Source organism: Pseudomonas sp. MF6776 (assembly GCF_016613125.1).
Lineage (GTDB): Bacteria > Pseudomonadota > Gammaproteobacteria > Pseudomonadales > Pseudomonadaceae > Aquipseudomonas > Aquipseudomonas iridis.
In genome coordinates this window covers 1-560 of sequence record NZ_JAENSQ010000112.1, presented here as the reverse complement: position 1 = coordinate 560, position 560 = coordinate 1, and the positions used below count along the sequence as shown (strand labels likewise).

Here is a 560-nt window from a genome sequence, read left to right as displayed (position 1 = left end):
TCAAAGACCGTGGACAGGACAAGCAGGAGGCCGTCGACCATGGACTGCACGCGGTGGACATGGTCCGCGACGTCGTGGAAATATGGTGTCATTTCGGCGCTGATGCAGGGAAAGTGGCCGCGAACGAGCTTTCGCACCAGCTCGGCCATAGCCCCGAGCGTGCGCTGGAACCGCGTGAGTTCGGACCTTAGTTCGAAGATTCGCGCCACCTCTTCTGGCCCGAGGAAATCGTGCAGCGACCGTCGCTCCATCGCCAGGACGTCGTCCTCGATCATTTCGAAGATGGGCAGATACTGGTCGACCACGCGATGCAAGATCGCGTGCAGCACATAGTCGACACCCTTGCCGAACTGCGTCGGCGATGCCTCGAGTTGCTCCCGAAGTTTGCCCAGCGCTCCGGCATTGCCGTGCCGCACGGTGATAAGGTGATTGTGACCGGTGAAGATCGCCATCTTGCCGTAGCTGATCCGGTCGCCGACCAGCTCGGCGGTCTGCGCGACGACGTACAACTCATCGTTGTAGACCTCGAGCTTGGGCGGGCACAGCGGGTGCATCGCGTT

1 protein-coding gene is annotated in these 560 nt (G+C 61.4%); it reads right to left on the bottom strand.

From position 1 onward, the window contains the following. Positions 1-560, bottom strand: a 560-nt coding sequence (locus tag JJD74_RS30665; RefSeq protein WP_325167040.1) for a CorA family divalent cation transporter, incomplete at both ends; no start/stop codon positions are given.